This window comes from Nonomuraea sp. NPDC049607 (genome assembly GCF_040675375.1).
Taxonomy (GTDB): domain Bacteria; phylum Actinomycetota; class Actinomycetes; order Streptosporangiales; family Streptosporangiaceae; genus Nonomuraea.
This window is the reverse complement of record NZ_JBFAOV010000030.1, coordinates 97,478-114,034: the sequence shown is the minus strand read 5'-3', so window position 1 is coordinate 114,034 and position 16,557 is coordinate 97,478. Positions and strand designations below refer to the sequence as shown.

Annotated in this window: 18 protein-coding genes; 8 read left to right on the top strand and 10 right to left on the bottom strand. The window is 69.5% G+C overall.

Annotated elements, in window-relative coordinates:
• Nucleotides 1-5 precede the first annotated feature (5 nt).
• Together AB0J97_RS39410 and AB0J97_RS39405 are read right to left on the bottom strand one after the other, a co-directional pair.
• Nucleotides 6-731 carry a ferredoxin reductase gene (locus tag AB0J97_RS39410; RefSeq protein ID WP_364098757.1) on the bottom strand — a complete coding sequence of 242 codons (726 nt, stop codon included), beginning with the start codon at nt 729-731 and terminating at the stop codon, nt 6-8.
• A complete protein-coding gene (locus AB0J97_RS39405; protein ID WP_357704296.1) occupies nt 701-1,312 on the bottom strand; it encodes a molybdopterin-dependent oxidoreductase in 612 nt (203 codons plus the stop codon). Before AB0J97_RS39405 ends, AB0J97_RS39410 begins: the two co-directional genes overlap by 31 nt.
• Nucleotides 1,313-1,472: 160 nt before the next feature.
• On the opposite strand from AB0J97_RS39405, the gene AB0J97_RS39400 reads away from it, so the two are divergent.
• The 4 genes from AB0J97_RS39400 (at nt 1,473) to AB0J97_RS39385 (ending at nt 5,976) form a co-directional block, all read left to right on the top strand.
• Entirely contained in the window at nt 1,473-2,747 is a 1,275-nt protein-coding gene (locus tag AB0J97_RS39400) for a DUF3696 domain-containing protein (RefSeq protein ID WP_364098754.1), read from the top strand.
• A complete protein-coding gene (locus tag AB0J97_RS39395; RefSeq protein WP_364098751.1) occupies nt 2,737-3,702 on the top strand; it encodes a hypothetical protein in 966 nt (321 codons plus the stop codon). The genes AB0J97_RS39400 and AB0J97_RS39395 overlap by 11 nt, the downstream gene beginning before the upstream one ends.
• Nucleotides 3,703-3,711: 9 nt before the next feature.
• The gene (locus tag AB0J97_RS39390) at nt 3,712-5,445 is read left to right on the top strand and encodes a DUF262 domain-containing protein (RefSeq protein WP_364098748.1); all 1,734 of its coding nucleotides are present in this window, start codon (nt 3,712-3,714) and stop codon (nt 5,443-5,445) included.
• Nucleotides 5,446-5,607: 162 nt separating this feature from the next.
• Complete coding sequence (locus tag AB0J97_RS39385) at nt 5,608-5,976, top strand: hypothetical protein (RefSeq protein WP_357704288.1); 369 nt, start codon at nt 5,608-5,610, stop codon at nt 5,974-5,976.
• A gap of 16 nt (nt 5,977-5,992) precedes the next feature.
• Here AB0J97_RS39385 and AB0J97_RS39380 read toward each other — a convergent pair whose 3' ends face one another.
• On the bottom strand, nt 5,993-6,880 hold the full coding sequence (locus AB0J97_RS39380; protein ID WP_364098745.1) for an EamA family transporter: 888 nt from the start codon (nt 6,878-6,880) through the stop codon (nt 5,993-5,995).
• Between the two features lie 167 nt (nt 6,881-7,047).
• On the opposite strand from AB0J97_RS39380, the gene AB0J97_RS39375 reads away from it, so the two are divergent.
• On the top strand, nt 7,048-8,250 hold the full coding sequence (locus AB0J97_RS39375; protein ID WP_364098799.1) for a CBS domain-containing protein: 1,203 nt from the start codon (nt 7,048-7,050) through the stop codon (nt 8,248-8,250).
• Nucleotides 8,240-8,707, top strand: coding sequence for a DUF1003 domain-containing protein (locus AB0J97_RS39370; protein ID WP_364098742.1), 468 nt, complete (start codon nt 8,240-8,242; stop codon nt 8,705-8,707). The genes AB0J97_RS39375 and AB0J97_RS39370 overlap by 11 nt, the downstream gene beginning before the upstream one ends.
• Here AB0J97_RS39370 and AB0J97_RS39365 read toward each other — a convergent pair.
• Entirely contained in the window at nt 8,691-9,152 is a 462-nt protein-coding gene (locus tag AB0J97_RS39365) for a MarR family transcriptional regulator (protein ID WP_364098739.1), read from the bottom strand. The genes AB0J97_RS39370 and AB0J97_RS39365 overlap by 17 nt on opposite strands.
• Before the next feature lie 171 nt (nt 9,153-9,323).
• Between AB0J97_RS39365 and AB0J97_RS39360 the strand changes: the two genes are divergently transcribed.
• Nucleotides 9,324-10,463: an Mrp/NBP35 family ATP-binding protein gene (locus AB0J97_RS39360; protein ID WP_357704280.1), complete on the top strand. Its 1,140-nt coding sequence runs from the start codon at nt 9,324-9,326 to the stop codon at nt 10,461-10,463.
• A gap of 65 nt (nt 10,464-10,528) precedes the next feature.
• On the opposite strand, the gene AB0J97_RS39355 is transcribed toward AB0J97_RS39360, so the two are convergent.
• The 4 genes from AB0J97_RS39355 to sigE all read right to left on the bottom strand — a co-directional run bounded on the left by AB0J97_RS39355 (nt 10,529) and on the right by sigE (nt 13,970).
• Nucleotides 10,529-10,894, bottom strand: a complete 366-nt coding sequence (locus tag AB0J97_RS39355) for a sec-independent translocase (RefSeq protein WP_357704278.1) — start codon at nt 10,892-10,894, stop codon at nt 10,529-10,531.
• 87 nt (nt 10,895-10,981) lie between these two features.
• Nucleotides 10,982-12,655 (bottom strand): trypsin-like peptidase domain-containing protein, encoded by a 1,674-nt coding sequence (locus tag AB0J97_RS39350; protein ID WP_364098734.1) that lies wholly within the window; start codon nt 12,653-12,655, stop codon nt 10,982-10,984.
• Nucleotides 12,656-12,811: 156 nt separating this feature from the next.
• The gene (locus tag AB0J97_RS39345; protein WP_364098731.1) at nt 12,812-13,336 is read right to left on the bottom strand and encodes an anti-sigma factor; all 525 of its coding nucleotides are present in this window, start codon (nt 13,334-13,336) and stop codon (nt 12,812-12,814) included.
• Nucleotide 13,337: 1 nt separating this feature from the next.
• Nucleotides 13,338-13,970 (bottom strand): RNA polymerase sigma factor SigE, encoded by a 633-nt coding sequence (gene sigE, locus AB0J97_RS39340; RefSeq protein WP_352325382.1) that lies wholly within the window; start codon nt 13,968-13,970, stop codon nt 13,338-13,340.
• Nucleotides 13,971-14,131: 161 nt separating this feature from the next.
• On the opposite strand from sigE, the gene AB0J97_RS39335 reads away from it, so the two are divergent.
• Complete coding sequence (locus tag AB0J97_RS39335) at nt 14,132-14,770, top strand: O-methyltransferase (RefSeq protein WP_357704270.1); 639 nt, start codon at nt 14,132-14,134, stop codon at nt 14,768-14,770.
• On the opposite strand, the gene AB0J97_RS39330 is transcribed toward AB0J97_RS39335, so the two are convergent.
• Together AB0J97_RS39330 and AB0J97_RS39325 are read right to left on the bottom strand one after the other, a co-directional pair.
• On the bottom strand, nt 14,764-16,182 hold the full coding sequence (locus tag AB0J97_RS39330) for a leucyl aminopeptidase (RefSeq protein WP_357704268.1): 1,419 nt from the start codon (nt 16,180-16,182) through the stop codon (nt 14,764-14,766). The genes AB0J97_RS39335 and AB0J97_RS39330 overlap by 7 nt on opposite strands.
• Before the next feature lie 75 nt (nt 16,183-16,257).
• Nucleotides 16,258-16,425, bottom strand: coding sequence for a DUF3117 domain-containing protein (locus AB0J97_RS39325; RefSeq protein ID WP_020545024.1), 168 nt, complete (start codon nt 16,423-16,425; stop codon nt 16,258-16,260).
• Between the last annotated feature and the right edge of the window lie 132 nt (nt 16,426-16,557).

The window sequence follows — 16,557 nt, the reverse complement described above, 5'->3', positions numbered from 1 at the left end:
CTCTCCTAGCCGTACCGCTCGGTGCGGACGTCGGTGGGCGGGTAGCCCAGGGTGGTGAGGATCTCGGCGACGTGCTCGACGAACGCGGTCGGGCCGCAGACGTAGGCCAGCGGCTCGTGCGCGGGCGGCCAGGCCAGCCGGGCCAGTTGCGAGCGGTCCACGCGGCCCACGGGCTCGGGCCAGTCCGTCGGGGCCGAGCGGGTGTAGACGAAGCTCACCTCGCCGTCGGCGGACTCCAGCTCGTCGCGGTAGATCACCTGGCCGGGGTCGCGCACGGAGTAGATCAGCCGTACCGGGGTGCCGTCGCCCAGCCGGGCGCGGTGACGCAGCATCGAGCGCAGCGGCACCACGCCGGACCCGCCCGCGACCAGCAGCAGCGGCCGCCGGTCCGGCGCCGGCTCCCACACGAAGTAGCCGCCGATCGGGCCGCGCACCTCCACCTGGTCACCGGCCTCGGCCACGTCCACCAGGTACGGCGACACCTCGCCGCCCGCCACCCTGGCCACGGTGAGCGCGGGCCGCTCGCCGGGCGCGCCGGCCAGCGAGTACGCCCGGGTCGCCTGGTAGCCGTCGTCGGCCGTCAGCCGCACGTCCACGTGCTGACCGGCGCGGTGTCCCGGCCAGCCAGGCACGTCGAGCAGCAGCGTACGCGTCTGGTCGGTCTCCGGGACGACCTCGGCGATCGTGGCCGGCTGCCAGGTCAGTCGTCGTAGTACCGCTGTTCCCGCCATGGGTCCCCGAAGTTGTGATAGCCGGACCGCTCCCAGAAGCCGGGGCGGTCCTCGTCCATGAGCCACAGCTCGTGGATCCACTTGGCGCTCTTCCACAGGTAGTGGGCGGGCACCAGCATCCGTACCGGGCCGCCGTGCTCGGGCGGGATCGGCGCGCCCTCGTAGGCGTAGACCAGCCACGCCTTGCCGTCCACGATCTCCTCGACCGGCAGGTTGGTCGCGTAGCCGCCGTAGCTGACGGCCAGCGCGTACCCCGCCGCCCGGTCGGCCCCGGTCAGCAGCCGGTCGAGGGACACGCCCGTCCAGGTGGTGTCGAGCTTGCTCCAGTGGGTGACGCAGTGGATGTCCACGGTGAACTGCTCGGCGGGCAGCGACAGCAGGTCCGTCCACGTCCAGGTGGGCTCGCCCGCGCCGCCCCTGACGGTGAACGACCACCGCTCGGTCCGGATGTGCTGCGTCGCCCCCGCCGTGAGCACCGGGAACCCCTCCGCCAGATACTGCCCCGGCGGCACCCGCCCGGCCAGCTCCGGCCGCGGCCGCCGGAAGTGCTTTCCGGCGAAGCCGCGCGAGACGATCCCCATGAATATGGTTCTCCCCGTCCCGGCGTCCACCGGAGACCATGAAAAGGCAGCGAGTATGCCAAGGGTCGACTACGGAAGGCGCCGATCGCACTGTCAGCACAGAAGGGCGGACTCGTGAAGAATGCCGCGTCCGCAACTCTGTTCAGGCTAAGGTTGCGCCATGGCCCTGCTGCGCATGGCGGTCGAGAACTATCGTTGCTTCAAGGAGCGGCAGGAAATCGACCTCGCTCCCATCACGGTGGTACTTGGCAAAAACAATTCCGGCAAAAGCGCGATAACACGTCTCCCACTCCTGCTTCAGACCGGAATTCACACCACCTCGTCTCTCCCTCTTGACCTTGACGCCCTCGGCGACGATCCGCCCGACTATCTGGACCTGGTCCATGGCCGTAACGTGCACCGCGCTCTACGTCTGGAGTTCGTGGCCGGTCGGGCGAAGAGGTCGGTCGAGGTGAAGGCGAAGATCCAGAACATAGCGGAGCGGCAGATCCAGTTCGTCAGCGAACTGGACGTCGTCGACGGACGCCATCACCTGCGGTTGGAGTGGCTCGCCAGCGACCCTGGCCAGTCCTACGTGATGACCCTGGACAACGAGCCGTCGGTGGAGGTGGCGGTGGAATGGCGTGGCCTCGTCCCGGTCCTGACAAGTGCCCCCGACCCGAACCGTCCCTCAGGACACTGGTTCAACGACCTCAGGTACGACGTTCCTCGGTGTTTCGACGGCATCCGGTATCTGAGCGCCTACAGGCAGCGTCCCTCCCGGTTGACGCGCCTGCCGTCACGACACGCCGACGATGTCGGCTCAGCGGGTGAGCACGCGGCCGGCATGCTGGTGAACGACCACGTTCGCGGCGACCGCGTACTCCTTGATCAGGTCAATCGTCTGATCGGGGACAACCTGGAGGGCTGGCGGCTGGAGATCGAGCCACAGGGGCGCCTCTACTCGATCAATCTCCGCTCCCTGGCCACTCCGGATCTCAGTGTCAATCTTCTCGACTCAGGCACCGGGGTCGCACAGGTCTTGCCGCTGCTCGTACAGCGGGCGTACGAGATGGTCCACAAGGAAGCAGGCCAGCGGCGGACTCTTCATGTGATCGAGGAGCCCGAACTCCACCTGCACCCAGCCTTCCACGCACTCCTGGCGGACCTTTTCATCGCGGGCGCCCGGCAGGGCACGGGCGGTCTTCTCATCGAGACCCACAGCGAGACCATGTTGCTCAGGCTGCGTCGCCGCATCGCGGAAGGACAGATATCGCCACGCGACGTGGCGGTGTACTTCGTGCACCACGGGGCGGGGTCCTCTAGGGTGCGGCGCATTGAGATCGATGACTTCGGCAATCTGGACTATTGGCCTGCGGGAGTCTTCTCCGAGGATTTCGAGGAGACGAAGAAGCTGGCCGAGGCGCAATTCACCCGCGGGAACAATGAAGATTGAGCTGACCAGCGAGGCGTTCACGGACGAGGCCTTCGAGCTGATCATCGAGCTGATGCGGCATTTCATCGAGAGCCGCCATGACTGGGTGGTCGCGCCGGAGCAGCTCGGCCACGTCAATGCCTATTTCCGGCAGTACGCGCCGAAGAAGGCCCAGGCATACGCGCTCATGGCAGAGAAGGGCATGGTCAGCCAGGCCTGGGCCGGCAGTACGGCCAGCCCCTCCCGAACCGTGCGCATCAGCGGTGAGAGTCTTTCCGATCACGTTTCGGACCTCGGTAGACCGGCACGGTTCGTCGTGGAGAACCAAGAGGGTGACAGGGCGTTCATTCTGGCCCTCGCCTACGTCTTCGGCACCGATGAGATCGTCAAGGCTTGGACGAAGAACTGGTTGGAGTTCGTCCAAGGGGGCGGCAGCGGCGAGGTGCCCAAGGTCGTCAAGACCGAAGGCGAAGCCTTTCGCCGCGTCAAGCGTGTGGCTTTCCTGCTGGACAGCGACCGGTTGACGCCCGAAGAGCCTTCCAGGCATCAGGGCGCGCTGGCGAGGCTGGCCGAGTTAGGGGTGACGGGGCACATTCTGCGCTTCCGCGAGGCCGAGAACTACCTGCCCAACGGAGTCTTAGCCGCTGTTCGCGCCTCCCAGCCGGAACTCACAGCCAAGATCGACTGTTTGAAGGCCCTGTCCGTCGAGCAGCGAGGATACTTCGACTTCAAGAACGGCTTCTGGGACCGGAGGCTGGAATGTGCGCGCGTGCCCGAGGTTCAGGCGGAACTCTTCCACTCACTGCCCGACCGCGTGCGGGTGGGCCTGCGACACGGCTTCGGCGAAGGACTTACGCTGATCCTCGAGCAGGAGGCCAAGGCGGGCAAGCTCAAGAGGTCTGATTTCGACGCCCTCGGCCCCGACGTGTGCGAGGAACTGCAATCGCTGCTCGCACTGGTACGGGACATCATCTAGGAACGAGACATGGTTGGCAGGCAAGACGAACACGGACTGGACGGCCCCCCGGAGTACCCGGCGGCCACCGACGAGATCGGCGTACGCCCCGACGTCAATCTGCTGGAGACCCTCCTCGACCACGTCCGCAAGGGCGAACTACGCATTCCCAAATTCCAGCGCCCCTTCGTCTGGCGGCCCGACCAGATGCTCGACCTGTTCGACAGCATCGAACGTGGCTATCCCATCGGCAGCATGTTGCTCTGGGAAACGTCGGCGGAACTGGAGAGCCTCAGCATAGTCGGCGACTTGATGATTCCTGATGTGTCACCGGGCAGGAGCGTCACGTACATCCTCGACGGCCACCAGCGCCTGTCCACGCTGTATGCGACTCTTTACAGGCATGACACGGCGTACTCGAGCGATTCGGGCGACTGGATCTGGCACGTCTATCGGGTGCTCGGTCAGGGCGACAGCCGGATCAACCGGTACGTGCATTGGAAGAAGCCGGGGCCGCCGCCGGCGAACTACCTCCCTGTTCGTTCGGTGCTCAGAACCCTTGACTTTCTCGCCTACGCTCGCGACCTGGCCAAGAGCATCGGCGACGGCGCCTATTTCGACGAGTTGATCGAGGAAGCCGAGCAGGTCGCCCAGCGCATCAAGTCGTACAAGGTGTCGGTGGTGACGCTTCTGGGTGGAAGCCTCGCTCAGGCAGTCGAGGTCTTCTCACGGGTCAACAGCAAGGGCCAGTCCATGAGCCCTGACCAAATGGTGTCGGCTCTGACCTACAAGGGGCAAGGCGAGGAGAGTCTGGCCAACAGCATCGCAGCCATCCTCGACGGCGTCGCGGCCGAAGGTTTCGGCGAGATCAACTCGACCATCGGCTTCCGTGCGCTGCTGGCCGTCGCCGGCGAGGAAGAGGTGACCGGCGCGCATTGGGATGTCCTGGCGAGGCGCATGGAAGGAAAAGTCTCGCAGGCGGTCCAGGACACCGACGTGGCGTTGTCCCGGGCGGTGGAATTTCTTCGCGGCGACATCGGGGTTCCGCTCGCTCGGCTGATTCCGTACAACAACCAGCTGATGTTGCTCACTCTCTTTTTCCATCTGCGCCCCGATCCGTCCGACGAACAGATCGAGGTGCTCATCAGGTGGTTCTGGATCACCTCGTGGGCGGGGCACTTCGCGAGCGTGAACTCGACGACCAGCAGACAGTCCATCCAGGACATGCGCGCGTTCGCCACCGGACGAAAAAGGCTCCGTGACTTCGAGGGCGGGCAGGGCATGTTCGACTTCGCCGATCAAAGGGCCCGGCCGTTTCCGGAGAGATTCGACCTACGCAGTGCGCGAGTGCGCGCCTATCTCCTCTGGGAGCTGAAGGAGTTCCCTCTGCGGAAGTCCACGGACGGGCAGTCCTATCAAGTTGTGGACACGATCCGTCGCCTCGACACGGCGGCATTTCGCAGGGTCTCCGGCAAGACCGGATTGGCCAACGGCTCGAATCCGGCGAACCGTGTGATCCTCGAGGTCGACTCCGGTGTCACGGCACGGGCCTATCTTCTGAGCATGCTCGATGTGTCATCGTCCGAGCACGGCGACCTCGGCGTGTCGCAGGAGGCGTACGCACGGCTGTCGGCCGGCGACGACGACGCCTTCATCGACCTTCGTGCGGCCGAGCTGGCCCGTCGCGAACGGTCGTTCATCGATTCCATCGGCGCCGTGCCACCGCCCGCGTTCGCGGCCGACGCCGAGATCGACACCGAATGACGGGCGTGTCGGCCCGACGGTTCCAGCCGTGAATGCCTGAACGTTTCGGGTCCGGCCCAGCAGGCTCGCGAAACCCCAAGGTCGCGGGCTGACGATGGGCCGGTCCCGACCGTCAACGCATGCACTTCCGCCACGTACGCCTGCGAGGGTTACAGTCTGAGCGTGAGCGACGACATCGCGGCCATTGAGGAGGGCGCCAAGAAGTCCGGCATCCTCTGGCTCACCCTCGACCGCCCGCGCCTGGCCTGGCACGCCTGGCACGACGGCGCCATCTACCTCGTGACCGGCGGCGGCGAGCAGGACCTGCCGGGGCTCGGCGCGCTGGACCGGGTGCGCGTGACGCTGCGCAGCAAGGACAACGGCGCGCGGCTGGTGGAGTTCGACGCGGCGGTCTCGGTGGTCGATCAGGCCGCGGCGGCCGACGCCGTGGCGGTGCTGGCCAAGGAGCGGCTCAACGCCCCCGACAGCGAGCACCTGCCCGAGCGCTGGGCCCGCGACTCCACCGTCCTGCGCCTCACCCCGGAACGCTGACCCGGGAACGCCGGGTTCAGACCTGGGCGGTGACCTCGACGGGCCGGTCCGGGACGGGGTCGGGCTGGGCGCCCGCGGTGGCCGTCTGGGCCAGCAGCGCGCCACTGAGCACGATCAGCCCGCCGACGATCTGGAACACCCCCAGCGTCTCGCCGACCAGCGCCCACGCGACCACCGCGCCGCCGATGACCTCCAGCGAGGCGACCGTCGCGCCCACCGCCGCCGACAGCCGCTTCACCATGTTCATGCTCAGGATGTACGCCAGCGCCGTCGCCACCAGCACCAGCCACAGGTACGCCCCCAGCACCGGCAGCGTCGTGCCGCCCTGCGGGGCGACGGAGAGGGTGAAGGCCTCCCAGGGGATGTTCCAGGGCTGCGCGAACGGGACCAGCACGACGGCCGAGCCGATCATGCCCCAGGTGACCAGGCCGAGCAGGTCGATGTCGGGGCCCATGCTGTCGCCCATCAGGAAGTACCCGGCGCAGCACGCCCCGGCCAGCAGCCCGAGGAGCAGGCCGAACGCGTCCAGCCGCATGCCCTGCCACGCCTCGACGACGATCGCCAGGCCGGCGAACGCGATCACCGCGCCCACGTACGCGGCCTTGGCCAGGCGGACCTTGCGGACGAGCCTGACCCAGGCCACCACCATCACCGGGGCCATGAACTCCAGCAGCAGCGCGATCCCCACCGGCAGCCGGGTGATCGCGACGAAGTAGAGCGACTGCACGCCCGCCACGGCCATCACGATGTACAGCCCGAGGAACGGCAGCCGGGCGCGCGGGATGCGCAGCGCCCGCGGCTTGACCACCACGAGCACCGCGACCAGCAGCAGCCCGGCGCCCGCCATCCGCGTCCAGACGGCCTCGACCGGCGCCAGCCCGGCGGTGATGAGGTACTTGGCCATCGGCCCGGAGAACGCGAAACAACACGACGACACGAATGCCAGTGCGAGCCCCGTCAGCCTCATGGTTCACCTCTACGTGCAGTAATCAGCGTTAAATGCGTTTGATACTGACATGCCAGGCAACCGGGGCGCAACGGCGTCTCACTGTTAGCCTGGCCCACGTGAAGATCTTCGTGGCCCGGCTGGCGGGGACCCCCGTCTTCGACCCCACGGGCGATCAGATCGGCCGGGTGCGCGACGTCGTGGTGGGCCTGCGCCTCACCGGGAATCCCCAGGTCCACGGGATGGTCGTCGAGGTGCAGCCGCGCCGCCGGGTGTTCCTGCCGATCACTCGCGTGCGCCGCATCGAGGCGGGCGCGGTCGTCTTCACCGGACGGCTGAACATGCGCAGGTTCGAGCAGCGCGCCACCGAGACCCTGGTCATCGGCGAGATGCTCGACCTGTCCGTGAGCGTCGGCGACGAGCCCATGACCGTCTACGACGTCGCCATGGAGGAGCCCCTGCCCTCCCGCTGGGAGATCACCAAGGTCGCGCTCTTCAAGGGCCGCCGGCGCGAGCCCAGGACGGTCGACTGGAACGAGGTGTCCGGCTTCGACACCCTGCAGAAGGACCAGGGCGCGGCCGGCCTGATCGCCGCGTTCGAATCGCTGCGCGCCGCCGACATGGCCAGCGCCCTGCACGAGCTGCCCAGCAAGCGGCGCATCGAGATCGCCCGCGAGCTCGCCGACGACCGCCTGGCCGACGTGCTGGAGGAGCTGCCGTCCGACGACCAGATCGGCATCCTCGGCACCCTCGAACCCGAGCGGGCCGCCGACGTCCTGGAGGAGATGAGCCCCGACGACGCCGCCGACCTGCTGCACGACCTGCCCGAGGACCAGGCGGCCAGGCTGCTGGCACTCATGGAGCCCGGCGAGGCGGCCCCGGTGCGGCGGCTGCTGACCTACGCCGACGACACCGCGGGCGGCGTGATGACCAGCGAGCCGGTCATCCTGCCGCCCAACGCGACGGTGGCCGAGGCGCTGGCCCACATCCGCCAGCAGGACCTGCCGCCCGCCGTCGCCGCCCAGGTCTACGTGACCAGGCCGCCCACCGAGACGCCGACCGGCACGTACCTGGGGGTCTCGCACTTCCAGCGGCTGCTGCGCGAGCCGCCCTCGACGCTGCTCGGCCGCGTGCTCGACCCCTCGCTCGACCCGATCAGGCCCGACTTCACCCTGCGCCAGGTCCACGCCTTCCTCGCCAACTACAACCTGGTCGCCGCCCCGGTCGTGGACGAGCTGGGCAGGCTGGTCGGCTCGGTGACCGTCGACGACGTCCTCGACCACCTGCTTCCCGACGACTGGCGCGAGGGGGACCACCGTGACCATTGACCGGCTCGACCAGCCGCGGGCGCTGCGCCGATCGCTGCGCCCGCACTACGACCCCGAGGCGTTCGGACGCCTGTCCGAGCGCATCGCCCGCTTCCTCGGCACGGCCCGGTTCATCGTCTACATGACGGTGTTCGTGGCGATCTGGGTGATCTGGAACGTCGCCGCCCCTCCGGCGCTCAAGTGGGACCCGTACCCGTTCATCTTCCTCACGCTGATGTTGTCGCTCCAGGCCAGCTACGCCGCGCCGCTCATCCTGCTCGCCCAGAACCGCCAGGACGACCGCGACCGCATCCAGTACGAGCAGGACCGCGAGGCCGCCGACCGCAACCAGGCCGAGATCGAGTACCTCACCCGCGAGATCGCCGGCCTGCGCCTGGCCCTGAACGAGGTCGCCACCCGCGACTACCTGCGCGCCGAGCTCGGCCGGCTGCTGGAGGAGCTCAACAAGCGTCAGTGACGTCGAGCCGGGCCAGCAGCGCCCGCACCTCGCCGACGTCGCCCCCGCCCAGCAGGTCGAGGAACTGGCTCTTGACCCCGCGCAGGTAGGTGGGCGTGGCCTCGGCCAGCCGCGCGGCGCCCGGCTCGGTCAGCACCGCGAACAGCCCGCGGGCGTCGTCGGAGCACGCCTCCCGGCCGACCAGCCCGTGCCGCTGCAACCGGTCGATCAGCCTGGTCAGCCCGCTGCGCGTGAGCAGGACGCGGTCGGCCAGGTCGTTCATCCGCAGCCGCCGCCCCGGCGCCTCGGCCAGCTGCGCCAGCACCTCGTACGACGCCAGCGGCAGCCCGTGGGCCACGAGCAGCTCGGACTCCAGGCGGCGGGCGATGCGCACCTGGGCCCGCTGCAACATCCGCCAGACCGCCAGTTCCTCGGCGGTGAGCCCCTCGTCGCGCAGAAGAGTCACGCAGTAACCTTAGACGTTGTTGCACAGACATCTAACAGCCACCCAAACAGCGCGGATTAACTCAGCGGCTCCCCGGGTTCATACCATGGAGGGGCATTTCCGCTGGCTCCCAGCGCCTGTCACACATAGACCGACTAAGGAGGGACGGCACTCCCTCGTGCCGAGACTTCGATGGCACCAACCCAGGAACAGGTGACGGCCGCCCTCGCCACCGTCATCGACCCCGAGATCCGTCGCCCGATCACGGACCTCGACATGGTCAAGAACATCGAGATCGCCCCCGACGGCGCGGTCCGGGTGGGCGTCTACCTCACCGTGTCAGGCTGTCCGATGAAGGACACCATCACCCGCGACGTGAAGACGGCGGTCGGCAAGGTCGGCGGCGTGACGGACGTCCAGATCGAGCTCGACGTCATGAGCACCGAGCAGCGCAAGACCCTCCAGACCAAGCTGAGGGGCGACCGGGGGCCGGAGAAGGAGATCCCCTTCAACCAGCCCGGCTCGCTGACCCGCGTCTTCGCCGTCGCGAGCGGCAAGGGCGGCGTGGGCAAGTCGTCGGTCACCGTCAACCTGGCCGCCGCGATGGCCTCCAGCGGCCTCAAGGTCGGCATCGTCGACGCCGACATCTACGGTCACAGCATCCCTCGCATGCTGGGCGCCGCCGAGCGGCCCACCAAGGTCGAGGACATGATCATGCCGCCGTCGGCGCATGACATCAAGGTCATCTCGGTCGGCATGTTCAAGCCCGAGGGCAACACGCCGGTCGTGTGGCGCGGGCCGATGCTCGACCGGGCGCTCCACCAGTTTCTGGCCGACGTCTACTGGGGCGACCTCGACGTCCTGCTGCTCGACCTGCCGCCGGGCACCGGCGACATCGCCATCTCGGTGGCGCAGCGGCTGCCGTCGGCGGAGATCCTGGTGGTGACCACGCCGCAGCAGGCCGCCGCCGAGGTGGCCGAGCGGGCCGGTTCGATCGCCGCCCAGACCCACCAGCAGATCGCCGGCGTCATCGAGAACATGTCGTGGCTGCCCTGCCCCCACTGCGACGAGCGGGTGGCCGTGTTCGGCGAGGGCGGCGGCCAGACCGTCGCCGACGCCCTGACCCGTACGCTGGGCGCCCGCGTCCCGCTGCTCGGCCAGGTGCCGATCGACCTGCGCCTGCGCGAGGGCGGCGACGAGGGCAAGCCGCTGGTGCTGACCGACCCCGACTCGCCCGCCGCCGCGGAGCTGCGGAAGATCGCCGCCGGTCTGAGCAAGCGCTCCTCCAGCATCAAGGGCATGCAGCTCGGCCTCTCGCCCAACCGCTCCTGACCCAGAACGCCGGCGGGCCCGCTCAGCGAAAGCTGAACGGGCCCGTCCCGCGTCTGCAGGGTGTGTCAGGTGGCCTCGGAGTCGTAGGGGGGCAACTCGCCAACGGCGAGCTCCGACGGCGGCTCAGGCGCGTCGTAGGCCCCCACACCGGCCGGCTCCAGGTCTTTGGACCGGCCGTTCCAGTCGTCCTCAAGGTCGTCGAGAAGGTGCTTGCGGACGAAGTTCTTCGGGTTGAGGTCGGCGGGGTCGAAGTTCTGGAACTCCGGCCCGAGACCCGCCCTCAGGTCGTCGCGCGCGTTGTTGGCCATGCGCCGCAGGTTGCGCAGTGTCTTGCCCGCCTGCGAGGCGGCCTGCGGCAACTTGTCAGGACCGAAGACCAGGAGCGCGATGACGATCAGCGCTCCGACCTCCATCCACCCGAGTCCGAACACCGTACGCTCCTACCCGCAGTCCACAATCCTCTCCACAGACTAAGGGCTCCAGCCCGTGGCCGGACCGTCCCCCCTGGGTCATATCACTCAGGACGGGGTGGGGGCCGGCAGGTCGTCGGCGACGATGGTGAGGGTGGCGGTGCGCTCCTGGCCGGCACGCTGGTACTTGACGGTGAGCTTGGCGCCCGGCGCCTTGCTGCGGATCAGGGCGATCAGCTCGTTGCCGTCCTGCAACGCCAGCCCGTCGACCTCCAGGATGACGTCGCCCGCCTTCAGCCCGGCCTTGTCGGCGGGACCGTTGGCGTCGACCGGCTGGCGGCCCTCGGCGGGCTCGGAGGCGATGCGCACGCCCTGGCCCTTGTAGTCCTTGTCCAGCACGATCCCGATCTTCGGACGCTTGGCCTTGCCCGTGGTGATCAGTTCCTCGGCCACGCGCCGCGTCTGGTTCACCGGGATCGCGAAGCCCAGGCCGATGCTGCCGCTCTGGCTGTTCACCGAACGGCTGAGGGTGGCGATGGCCGAGTTCACCCCGACCACCTCGCCCCGGCCGTTCACCAGCGGGCCGCCGGAGTTGCCGGGGTTGATGGCGGCGTCGGTCTGGATGGCGCTGATGTAGGCGGGCTCCTCGGTGGCGGCGCCCGTCTCGTCGCCGGCGATGACCGGACGGTTGAGCGAGCTGACGATGCCCGTGGTGACCGTGCCGCTGAGGCCGAGCGGCGAGCCGATGGCGATCACCGGGTCGCCCACCACGACCTGGTCGGAGTTGCCGAGGGTGATCTCCGGCGTGCCAAAGGTCTCCTCGGGCTTGACCACGGCCAGGTCGGAGCCGGGGTCGCGGCCGACGATGCGGCCCGCGGTGGTCTTGCGGTTATTGAACATGATCTTGATCTCGCCGCCCTTGGCGGCCATGGCGACCACGTGGTTGTTGGTCACCACGTAGCCGTTCTTGATCAGGAACCCGGAGCCGGAGGCGCCCTCGGTGTTGGCACCGTTGCCCACCTCCAGCGAGACGACGCTCGGCAGCACCCGCGCGGCCACACCGGCCACCGAGTCGGGCGCCCTGTTGGTCGCGCCCGTCGGGGCGGGGCCGAGGCTGTAGGAGGGGTCGGTGCCGCTGCTGCCCGACCTGGTCAGCAGGTACGTTCCAAGGCTGCCGAGCACGGAGGCGACCAGGGCGATGGCCACGGCGATCGCGATCAGCGCGCCGGGGTTGAGCCCGCGCCTGGGCAGCGCGCCCGCGCCGGGCCCGGCCGGCGGCGGCGCCCATCCCGGGCCCATGCCCAGGGCCTGACGAGGCGGCGGCGGCTGGTGACCGCCGTACGCGCCCATGAAGGGTGGCGGTTGCATCGGCCGCGGCCCGGTTTCGGCCGGCCCGAAGGACGGGTTCTCGTAGACCCGCGTGCCGCCGGGGCTCTCGAACCCGCGCGGCCCGCCGGGACTCTCGAAGGACGGCCCCTCGTAGACCCGCGTGCCCCCCTCATAGGGCGGCACACCCTCGGAGCGACCCGACGGCTGGTACGGCGGCACACCCTCGGAGCGACCCGACGGCTCGTACGGCGGCACGCCCGCGCTCTCGGAGCGGCCCGACGGGTCGCCCCAGGACGCGCCGAACGAGGCGGGCGGGTCCGACCGCGGCTCGGTCGGCTCGGCCTGCTCGGCCCGCTCGCCCGGCTCGTCGGCGGGCAGGAACTCCGGCCGCCCCTGTGGTTCGGGGAAGTCCGACGTCGTGCGTCCTTCGCCCGAACGCGTCTCGTCGGTCATCTACGTCTCACCACTCCTTGCTCGGCCGCCGCAATCTTCGCTCTTGCGGCATACGAGGGTCATAAAAGGCTTTGTTTGCGACAAATCCCGAACCCAGATCGTATGCCCCAAGCATCGTCGACTACGCCACCCGAGTATTCCAGGCGAGCCCCCGGTTCAGGGCGTGGCGGTGGGCGGCGCGCTGGTGGCCGGCGACTGCTGGACCCGCCAGAGCTCGACCGGCGGCGACGGGGTGTGGCTCCCCGTGCCCGAGACCGCGAAGAACGTGCCGAGCGCCACGGCGGCGGACACCATGCCCACCGCGACGTAGGCCCCGCGCCGCCTACCGCCCCGACCAGGGCCCGAGGCCCCACCGGTGGCGTCCCTGCGCGGGCGGTTGTCCAGGGGCGCGATGCTGTGGGGCCCAGGAATGGGCACTCCCCCGAACGTACGGGTAGGGAAAGGGCGCTCCCTCGGCGGCAGCGGCCCACCGGGCTCCGCCATGCGCAGCAGCGACATGGTCAGATCGGCCGGCATCGCCGGGCCGTCGAGCGACCGCAGGCGCGACTTCAGCGCCCGCATCGACTCGACCTCGCGCCGGCAGTCAGCACAGAAGGTCAGGTGGGCGAGCGCGCGATCGCGCTCGGTGTGGTTCAGCTCTCCGTCCACGAGCGCGGAAACGCGCTCTCCAAGATGAGCCATATCAGACTTCCTCCCCACTGATCACGGTCGGGGGGAGTTGGGTAGTACGGGGGGCCCGATGGTCGAGCGCCTCCCGCAACTGCGCCCGGCCACGGTGAATACGGCTTCGGACCGTCCCCAGCTTGACGCCGAGCGTGGCCGCGATCTCCTCGTAGGACAGACCCTCGATGTCACACAGCACGATCGCGGCCCGGAACTCGGGGGCGAGCGCGTCGAGGGCGGCTTGGATATCGGGCTCCAGGTGGGCGTCGTCGAACGCCTGCGCCGGCGACGGCTCACGGCCGCGCAGCCGCTCGGCGGCGTCGTCGGCCAGCCCCTCGAACCGGATGCGCTGCTTGCGCCGCGCCATGTCGAGGAACAGGTTCGTCGTGATCCGGTGCAGCCATCCCTCGAACGTGCCGGGGGTGTAGCTCGACAGCGACCTGAAGACCCTGACGAAGACCTCCTGCGTGAGGTCCTCGGCATCGTGGACATTGCCGGTAAGCCGGTACGCCAGCCGGTACACACGTGCGGAGTGAGTCCGCACCACTTCCTCCCATGTGGGAGGCGTCCAATCAGACGACACGGGAGTATCCGCCTGGTGGTCGCTTTCGTCCACCAGCACTCCTCTCTCTGGGACCACCGCTACCGTCATAGTGCCTGGTTTCGTCCCTTCGTGCGCACTGCCTGCCTTCCGGACCGGCAAAGCCCGTTTAAACCTGCAACGCCTTCGGACCGTCCTGAGTTCCCGTCCCGGCGTGACTCCCCTAGGCTGCGATCGGTGACCAATCGCACGAAAGCGGGGGGAGGAGGCCGATGACCAGTCCAGCGGAGGCCACTCTGGCCTATGCGGAGCAGTTCCATCACGAGGACGAGCTCCTGCACGCGGCGCGTCAGCGCGGGCTGGAGATGGGTGCGGTGCCCATCCTTCCCGGGGGCGGGGCCGCGCTCTGCTTCCTCGCCACCGTCGTCAACGCCAAGTCGGTCGTCGAGATCGGCACCGGCTGCGGCGTCTCGGGGCTGTGGCTGCTGCGCGGCATGCGTGGCGACGGCACGCTGACCAGCGTCGACGTCGAGCCCGAGCACCAGCGGCTGGCCCGGCAGGCGTTCGCGGAGGCGGGCTTCTCCGGCGGGCGGGTGCGGCTGATCTCGGGCCGGGCGCTCGACGTGCTGCCCCGGCTGTCCGACGGCGGCTACGACATGGTCTTCGCCGACGGCGCCAAGCAGGAGTACGTCGACTACCTCGCCGAGGCGGTCCGCCTGCTGCGCGTGGGCGGCGTGGTGGCCTTCGACAACGCGCTGTGGCACGACCGGGTCGCCGACCCCACGCGGCGCGACCCCGACACGGTCTCGCTGCGCGAGCTCGGCAAGCTGGTGCAGGGCGACGACCGGCTGCGCTCGGTGCTGATGCCTCTGGGCGACGGCCTGCTGGCCGCCGTCAAGATCGCTCAGTAGCCCCGGGTCAGCCACTCCAGCAACACGCGCACGCCGAACCCGGTCGCGCCCTTGGTCAGGACGCCCTCGTCGACCGTGCTGCGGCCGACCCCGGCGATGTCGAGGTGCGCCCACGGACGCTTGCCCGCGAACTCACGCAGGAACAGCGCCGCCGTGATCGAACCCGCGCCGTAGCGGGACCCGCTCTCGACGTTGGCCAGGTCGGCGATCGACGAGTCGAGGGCCGGGGCGTAGTCGTCGATCAGCGGCATGCGCCAGAGCCGGTCGTCGCTGGCCTGCCCGGCCGCCACGAGCTGGGCGGCCAGGTCTTCGTCGGAGGCGTAGACGGCGCCGACGTTCCGGCCGAGGGCCACCGAGATGGCCCCGGTCAGGGTGGCGATGTCCACGACCGCGTCGGGGTCGAGCTCGGCGTCGGCGTAGGCCAGGGCGTCGGCCAGCACGAGCCGGCCCTCGGCGTCGGTGTTCAGGACCTCGACCGTGCGGCCGCCGTAGTGCCTGATGACGTCGCTGGGACGCTGGGCGGTGCCGGACGGCATGTTCTCGGCGGCGGCGATCAGGCCCGTCACGCGTACGGGGGCGCCCAGCCTGGCCAGCGCGGCGAGCACGGCGATCACCACCGCGCCGCCCGCCATGTCGGTCTTCTGGGTCTTCATGTTCTCGGTCGGCTTGAGCGACAGGCCGCCCGAGTCGAACGTGATGCCCTTGCCCACCAGCACGACGTGCCGCTCGGCTGGCTGCTCGGGGACGTAGGAGAGCTGGATGAGCCGGGGCGGCCGGACCGAGCCGCGCCCGACGGCCAGGATGCCGCCGAACCCCTCGGCCTGGAGCTGCTCCTCGTCCCACACCCGCACCGGCAGGCCCTGCTCGGCGGCGCGCTCGGCGAGCCAGGCGGGATGCTTGACCGAGGAGGGCATGTTGGCCAGGTCGCGGGCCAGCGCGACGGCCTCCGCCACGACCCCGGCCCGCCGGACCTGCTCCTCGTCGGCGCCGGCGAGCTCGATCGCCCGCACGCCCTTCCTGCCCTCTTTGCCGATCTTGAAGGTGTACCCGGCCAGCAGCGCGGCTTCGGCGAACGCCGCGACGTCGCCCTCGGGCGGCACCACGGTCAGCGTGTCGCGGCCCTTGACCTTGCGCGCCAGCGCGGCGCCCGCCCTGCGCAGTGCCCGTGGCGAGCCGTCGCCCACGCCGTAGAGCAGGACGCGCCCGACCCCGCCGGCCCGTGCCACCGGCACCTCGACGATCTCGCCCGCCTCTCCCTTGGCCTCGTAGTGGGCCAGCAGGCCGGCGACAGGCAGGTGCAGCTCGGCGTGGGGCTCGACCGCGGGGCGCAGGTCGGAGGCGTAGGGCACGGCCAGCAGCTCGGCACCCTCAGGGACCTCGGCGACCGCGGCGGCGGTGGTCTCGATGGGCACGGAACCCTCCAAACGTCGGCGACCCTGGCGCCGGACTTACGCCAGGGTCGGAGGATCAGGTTGTCTCGGGAGCTCTCAGCCGACGACGTTCTTCAACGCCTCGCCGAGCGCCTTTGCCTCGTCGGCGGAGATCTCCACGACGAGCCGGCCGCCACCTTCGAGAGGGACCCGCATGACTATGCCGCGCCCTTCCTTGGTGACCTCGAGCGGACCATCGCCGGTCCGCGGCTTCATCGCCGCCATGCGTGCATCCCTTCCTGCCTTGGGCTCCCGCGGCCCGCGATTTCCGACCGCCCGAGGGGGTGGTCGGCGCATTCACGTCTTCTGTGATGTCCTATTCTCCCGCATCGAGAGCCCTCATGGGTAACGATCTCC

Coding starts and splice junctions, on each gene's coding strand:
- AB0J97_RS39410 (WP_364098757.1), bottom strand. CDS start 731: ATGGCGGGAACAGCGGTACTACGACGACTGACCTGGCAGCCGGCCACG.
- AB0J97_RS39380 (WP_364098745.1), bottom strand. CDS start 6,880: ATGGCCAAGTACCTCATCACCGCCGGGCTGGCGCCGGTCGAGGCCGTC.
- AB0J97_RS39390 (WP_364098748.1), top strand. CDS start 3,712: ATGGTTGGCAGGCAAGACGAACACGGACTGGACGGCCCCCCGGAGTAC.
- AB0J97_RS39360 (WP_357704280.1), top strand. CDS start 9,324: ATGGCACCAACCCAGGAACAGGTGACGGCCGCCCTCGCCACCGTCATC.
- AB0J97_RS39325 (WP_020545024.1), bottom strand. CDS start 16,425: ATGGCGGCGATGAAGCCGCGGACCGGCGATGGTCCGCTCGAGGTCACC.
- sigE (WP_352325382.1), bottom strand. CDS start 13,970: ATGACGGTAGCGGTGGTCCCAGAGAGAGGAGTGCTGGTGGACGAAAGC.
- AB0J97_RS39400 (WP_364098754.1), top strand. CDS start 1,473: ATGGCCCTGCTGCGCATGGCGGTCGAGAACTATCGTTGCTTCAAGGAG.
- AB0J97_RS39395 (WP_364098751.1), top strand. CDS start 2,737: ATGAAGATTGAGCTGACCAGCGAGGCGTTCACGGACGAGGCCTTCGAG.
- AB0J97_RS39405 (WP_357704296.1), bottom strand. CDS start 1,312: ATGGGGATCGTCTCGCGCGGCTTCGCCGGAAAGCACTTCCGGCGGCCG.
- AB0J97_RS39335 (WP_357704270.1), top strand. CDS start 14,132: ATGACCAGTCCAGCGGAGGCCACTCTGGCCTATGCGGAGCAGTTCCAT.
- AB0J97_RS39345 (WP_364098731.1), bottom strand. CDS start 13,336: ATGGCTCATCTTGGAGAGCGCGTTTCCGCGCTCGTGGACGGAGAGCTG.
- AB0J97_RS39350 (WP_364098734.1), bottom strand. CDS start 12,655: ATGACCGACGAGACGCGTTCGGGCGAAGGACGCACGACGTCGGACTTC.